General features: G+C 59.9%; 4 protein-coding genes and 1 pseudogene. 1 reads left to right on the forward strand and 4 read right to left on the reverse strand.

Going from position 1 to position 5,630, the window contains the following annotated elements:
• Nucleotides 1-469 (reverse strand): annotated as a pseudogene (locus tag EN925_RS20790) (SAM-dependent methyltransferase); the annotation flags it as partial.
• A gap of 323 nt (nt 470-792) precedes the next feature.
• On the opposite strand from EN925_RS20790, the gene rfbC reads away from it, so the two are divergent.
• Nucleotides 793-1,344: a dTDP-4-dehydrorhamnose 3,5-epimerase gene (gene rfbC / locus EN925_RS20795; RefSeq protein WP_024505404.1), complete on the forward strand. Its 552-nt coding sequence runs from the start codon at nt 793-795 to the stop codon at nt 1,342-1,344.
• Here the strand turns inward: rfbC and EN925_RS20800 are convergent.
• From EN925_RS20800 to EN925_RS20810, 3 genes are all read right to left on the reverse strand, one after another.
• Complete coding sequence (locus EN925_RS20800; protein ID WP_064994814.1) at nt 1,339-2,649, reverse strand: DUF4910 domain-containing protein; 1,311 nt, start codon at nt 2,647-2,649, stop codon at nt 1,339-1,341. The genes rfbC and EN925_RS20800 overlap by 6 nt on opposite strands.
• A 14-nt stretch (nt 2,650-2,663) precedes the next feature.
• Complete coding sequence (locus EN925_RS20805) at nt 2,664-3,725, reverse strand: NAD(P)-dependent oxidoreductase (RefSeq protein WP_128336874.1); 1,062 nt, start codon at nt 3,723-3,725, stop codon at nt 2,664-2,666.
• Nucleotides 3,726-3,969: 244 nt separating this feature from the next.
• Nucleotides 3,970-5,403, reverse strand: coding sequence for a DUF4214 domain-containing protein (locus EN925_RS20810; protein WP_024505407.1), 1,434 nt, complete (start codon nt 5,401-5,403; stop codon nt 3,970-3,972).
• Nucleotides 5,404-5,630: the final 227 nt, after the last annotated feature.

Below are 5,630 nucleotides of genomic sequence, written 5' to 3' on the forward strand. Positions count from 1 at the left end.
CCCCCTTCTCGATCGCGGCGCGCGCGACATTGGCTGCCGGCTCGACGCCCAACACAGGAACGCCGAGTGGCAGAAAATGCTGCAGCAAGTAACCGTCATTACTTGCGAGTTCCACCGCAAGGCTGTCAGGGCCAAGCCCAAGGCGTCGTGTGATCGTCTCGCAATAAAGTTTCGAATGAGCCACCCAGCTGGTCGAGAACGAAGAGAAGTAGGCGTATTCGCTGAAGATGGTCTCTGGGCTCATATACTCCTTGAGCTGCACCAGATAGCACGTGTCGCAGACAAGCACGTTGAGCGGGTAGTAAGGTTCCATCTGGTCGAGCTGGTCGGGCTGCAGGAACCTCTCGCACGGCGGCGACATGCCAAGATCGACCAGGGTGTGGCGCAGGCGCGACCCGCAGAGCCTGCAGCCGACATTCCGGCTTGCCGCACTATGATCGCGGACGATTTCGACTGCCTGAATGTTCATTCCCCCTGCTCCTGTCTGCTGGTTAGAAAACGGAGACGCGGTGCGCTACGCAGAACCGATGCCTGCCGCGCCTCCGCAGGCAGATGGCCACAGGTTAGGATACAGCCCCCCCTGGTTCGATTTGCCAATCCGTCGGGTGCCTTAATCCTAATAGCGAGCGGGCGGCGGCAATGCCGGCGCGAGGCCCGCCGAACGGGTAAAGCCGTCATCCGGATATACCGCTATCGAAGAGGCCACCTAAGGCTTAGGTAGCCCTTCCAGCGTCGGCTGGCGACGCTGACAATTGCCGCGCCGGTCTTGCTCGGCACGGGGGATCCAAGTGCATGCTGTTTACCGAAACGGAGCTTCAAGGTGTCTGGCTGATCGAGCCTACACTGATGGTTGACGACCGTGGTTTTTTCACCCGTCTTTTCTGCGAAAAGGAGATGGCGGATTGCGGTCTGGCGACCCGATTTGTCCAGCACAGCCGGTCCTGTTCGGTCCAAAAGGGAACTCTCAGGGGGCTACACTACCAAGAGGAGCCTTACGCCGAGGTCAAGCTGGTCTCCTGTGTCCGCGGCGCTATTTTTGATGTCGTCGTGGACCTGCGCCCGAATTCACCGACACGCTACAAGTGGCTTGGCTTCGAGCTGACATCCGAGAACATGAAGCAGGTCTATATCCCCGCCGGATTCGCGCACGGCCTGCAGACCCTTACGGACGGCACCGAGGTCTCTTATCTCATATCGCAGTTCTATGCGCCCCACGCGTCGACGGGCGTCCTCTACAATGACCCGGCCTTTTCGATCCGCTGGCCATTGATGCCGACAGCAATGTCGGAAAGGGACAAGTCCTGGCCCCTTGTCAGACGGCGAACCGGCGCCTCGGCCTCATGAGGCTGCTGCCAAAAGACCATGTCCCGATAACAGTCTGGCGGCGGCGGCGAGTTCCTTGAACGGCAGGTTCGAACGCTCCGCCATGCTCAGAAGCGAATGCTGCCCGTCGGCAAGGTTTAGCACCCAAAGCAGCGACATCGACGTTGCGCCCGACGACTTCTGCCCTCCCAGGGCTGCATAGAGGCCGCGCTTGCCGAGTTGCGGTTCGCCTTTAGGCAAGAGGTTCAACGGCGTCCAGTCCTCTTCGATGATGTCGATTACGTCCGTCAGGATGCGGAAGGAATCCTCGAGATGCTCCGGCCTGATGAAGTCAAGATTGTCGGCCGACGTGTGGTATTCGGGGAATGTGCCGTGGACGCTCCGCTGGAACATGCCGACCGGAAGATCGAAGCCCGGCGAGCAATATTGCCTCTCGTCATAACCGTAAGGGGAGAAATCCAGCATCTTTGCCCCAGCTAGACGCCCGAGCACGTGTGCCATGGCGCGATCGACGAGCGCGTCACCGCGGCGGCTGCGCTTGTATGCCGGGCTTCCTGCGTCACCAACGCATGACAGCACCAGACCATGGTCGATGAGACATGTCCGGTCCTCGTTGCGCGACAGCCACGCGAGCGCGCCGATGGTGCCCGGGGCGAACAGGAAGCGATAGCTGTATCGTGTTTCCCTTGCCTTCAGGCTTCTTGCGAGCGCTGCCAGCAGGGCCAGGCCCGAACAGTTGTCGTTGGCGAGTGAGGGATGGCAAATGTGCGCCGAAAGCAGGAATTCCCGTTCTGTTTGCCCGCGGTGCAAGTATTCTCCGTAGGCGAGGCTGCCGTCTTTGAATTCGGCATCGATCTCCACCCGATAGAGACCGTCGGGCATGTTGGCCACACGGTCATGGGCTGCGCAGAAGCCCCATGTCGGGGTGTAATAGGAAGTGCGGTAGGGAATCACCTTCGGTTGTTCCGGCAGCGTATGGATATGCGGCCTCAATTCTTCGAGCGGCAGTATCCCCTTGAAGGGTACGCTGTAGTTGACGATGTGCAGGTTGGAGTCAGCGAAATCCACGACCGTTTGTCCGTCCGGGCCTGTGATGCTTGCCGAGCGGATGTTCCATTCCTTGGGAATGGTCCAATCGAAAACCTGTGTCCCGGTCGGCACTTCATGCCGTTCCAAATCGATGTGCCCCGACAAGACGTCCAGCGTTTGTCGCACACCATCTCCGGTGATGCTCCTGCAGATCGGAAACAGACGTTCGGCCAAGGCATAGATTTCCTGGCCGAGGCTGACGGACGCTGGCGGCGAGCCGAGTCCGCCGGGATTCACCTGTTCCACACCGCTTATCCCGCCGCTACCTCCAGTCTTTTCGAGGCTTCGGCGACCCGCATCCGACCGTCCAGAAGTCCGTTGGCCAAAAGATACCGGATGTGGCCGATACGCTGGAAGCGCGGCCCCTCGAATTCGTCGAGAGTGACATTCGACTTTCGGTAGGCATGATAGAGCTGCTCGGCCCCTTTGCGCGCATCCCATTGCGGCTTGAAGGCAGGAAGGGCAAGCGCGATCTTGTCGAAGTTAACGCGATAGGAGCGCTTGTCGGGTCCGGCATCGGACGCGAACTCAAGCCGGCAGCCCGGCACGACCTCGGCGACAATCTCGGCGATGTCGCGGATCCTGTAGTTGTGGCCCGTCTGCCCCACATTGAAGGCCTCGTTGTGAATGGTCTCGCGGGGCGCTTCCAGCCCGGCAATGAACGCCCTGGAAATGTCCTCGATATGGACGATCGGCCGCCACGGCGTTCCATCGGACTTCAGCAGGATGACGCCCTTGGTGACCGCCCAGGCCACGAGATTGTTCAGCACGATGTCGAAGCGGAGCCGGGGAGAGAGGCCATAGGCCGTGGCGGGACGGAAATAGGTGGGAGAGAAGCTGCTGTCGGCCAGTTCAGAAATGTCCCGTTCGGAAAGCACCTTGGACCAGCCGTAGGGCGTGACCGGCTTCCGTTCGCCCGTTTCGTCCACCATCCCGTCGCCGGCCTGTCCGTAATTGCTGCATGATGAGGCGAACAGGAAGCGCGACACGCCGGCGTCCTTGGCCGCCTTCGCGAAGCGGACGCTGCCCTTGTAGTTGATTTCGTAAGTGATGTCCGGATCAAGGTCGGACAGCGGATCATTGGAAAGAGCCGCCAGGTGGATGACGGCATCGACCCCTTCGAGGTCGCGCGCATCTACGTCCCTGACGTCTTTTTGGATTGAAGCAATTGAAGCCCGCTGGCCCCCTGCTGTAAAGGTGCAGCGCCGGTAGAGATCGCTGTCATAGCCCGTCACTGAGTGCCCTGCACGCAACAGCATCGGCACCATCACCGAGCCGATATAGCCTTGATGGCCGGTTACCATGACTTTCATCGCGCACCTCTCAAGCCGATAGTGATCGCCAGAAGGCTACTTGGGCTGAAAACAGTGAGGGAGAACGCCAATAGGCGATCAGGATGCCCTGTTGGACGAAGCCTTTGCCGCCAGTGCACCTTTCGGGTGGTCCGAGCCTAATCCTTTCGGAGGATTTTCTTCTGATCACCGTCGCTGATGCTTCCATCGGCCTCGTCATCAGCATTCCCGATCCGAGACTCAATTAGCGCTTGTTGGTTCGATTTCACCCAGGCCCCGCGACCGCGGATGTTTCGCGCATCGCGGCGTGTCCGGTGTTGAACTCCGCCGACGTGGCGATTCCGAAGGCCACGGCCTCACGCGTCATTGAGCCTTGACGCAGTTGATAGGTATAGGTTTCAAGCCCGTTGCCGTCCGCGGACCGGTTCAGAAGCAACAGATATAGAAACCCGACATAGGCGCGGTCTGTCAGGCCGATCGTGGCATATCTGGTTTCGAATTCGTGCGAGCGCATCATTTCCATGATCATGTCGGGGAGTTTGGTCGCTCCGTCTTCAAGTGCCGCCGACCACTGATTGACGCTGGCCGTGTCGCCCTTGCGGCCAAGAATGAGGCAGTAGACGAAACTTGCCTGCCGCGCCGGTAGGGACTGGTCCGCAGCCGCGGCCTCGGGGTCGCAGTCCCGATGGGGCTTGGGTATCGGCAGGGGGCCGCGGGTGAAGTCCCGTACCGTTTTGTAGGCAGGCTTAGGCTCGCCGGTCCGCCATTTGCCATCTGAGAGAGCCACGAGCCTCACCAATCCCATATTGGCTTCGAAGCCGGGGGCCCAGTAGGCCTCATCGAGCAGTTCGTAGATGTGCGCGGCCTCCACCTTATATTTGTCCTTGAGTTCGCTGAGCCGCGTCATCGTCTGCTTGATGCCGTCAGCCTGCTGGCGCTCGCTGCGCTGACTTCCATAAGGATTGTTGAATTCGGTGACCCAGATCGGCTTGCCGTATCTCGAGATTTCACGGAACGCCCATTCCGGGTCATCGCCGTACATGTGCCACACAGAAATATCCCAGGCGATCCCGTCCTGCTTCATCCGCACGAACGCTCCGGTGTGGCCCCAACCGGCGGTGCCCATCGCCTTCCTTATGCTCGGATCGACCTCTGTCATGCCGTCGGACAGGCCCTTCAAGACAGCGCTCACCTTTACCCATCGCGGGCCGTAGTAATCGAGCGGTCCTGTTCCGCCCGCAGGTCCCCATGCACATGGATATTGCGAACCATCGTCGCGTTTCTCACAGGGCTTGATGATGGCATAGTTTTCCATCTCGTTGCCGAGTTCCCAAACACGGATGTCGTTCTTGAACCTGGTAGCAAGGGTGACCGCCAGTTTCCGGGTGCTCGCGTAGAGCTCTTCCGGACTATCCTTGTCCAGATCGGCGACCGCAGGCGTGATGACGGGCAGGATCTCGATCCCTCTCGCCTTCCCGGCGTCGACGAGGTTGGAGAGCATATCCGCGTTGTCCACGCCTGAAACGTTGACGCGGTACGATTTCAGGCCGAGATCCTTGATGAAGTCGAGTTGCCTTTCCACCGGAATGCCCGGATAGGAGACTATTGGATGGCCATTGATGCCCCAGAGGAAATCGGCTGATGCAGGCGCGGCTGTTGCCAGCAGGCAGGCTGCAACGATTGCGAGACGAAACGACACGGCAACAAGCCTCCCTGCCCGATTTCGAGATCCGGGATAGTGGGGACTGCACACATTTCGCGCAATTTGCCCATACGGTTGAGCGCGGGCTCTCGTTACCCCTTTAGACGGTGGTCATGGCACAGCCTATTTGGACTGGCCTCCACCCGACCGCACCTAACCCTTACCAGCCCGCCCAAATGCCTCGGAGACCGTTCGGGTCCGAGAGAAGGATCGTAGTGATGTGA

The organism is Mesorhizobium sp. M7A.F.Ca.US.006.04.2.1, from assembly GCF_004022915.1.
Classification (GTDB): domain Bacteria; phylum Pseudomonadota; class Alphaproteobacteria; order Rhizobiales; family Rhizobiaceae; genus Mesorhizobium; species Mesorhizobium ciceri.

What these genes read in the sequence shown, in the direction of transcription:
- rfbC (WP_024505404.1), top strand. Translation starts at nt 793, where the DNA reads ATGCTGTTTACCGAAACGGAGCTTCAAGGTGTCTGGCTGATCGAGCCT.
- EN925_RS20805 (WP_128336874.1), bottom strand. Translation starts at nt 3,725, where the DNA reads ATGAAAGTCATGGTAACCGGCCATCAAGGCTATATCGGCTCGGTGATG.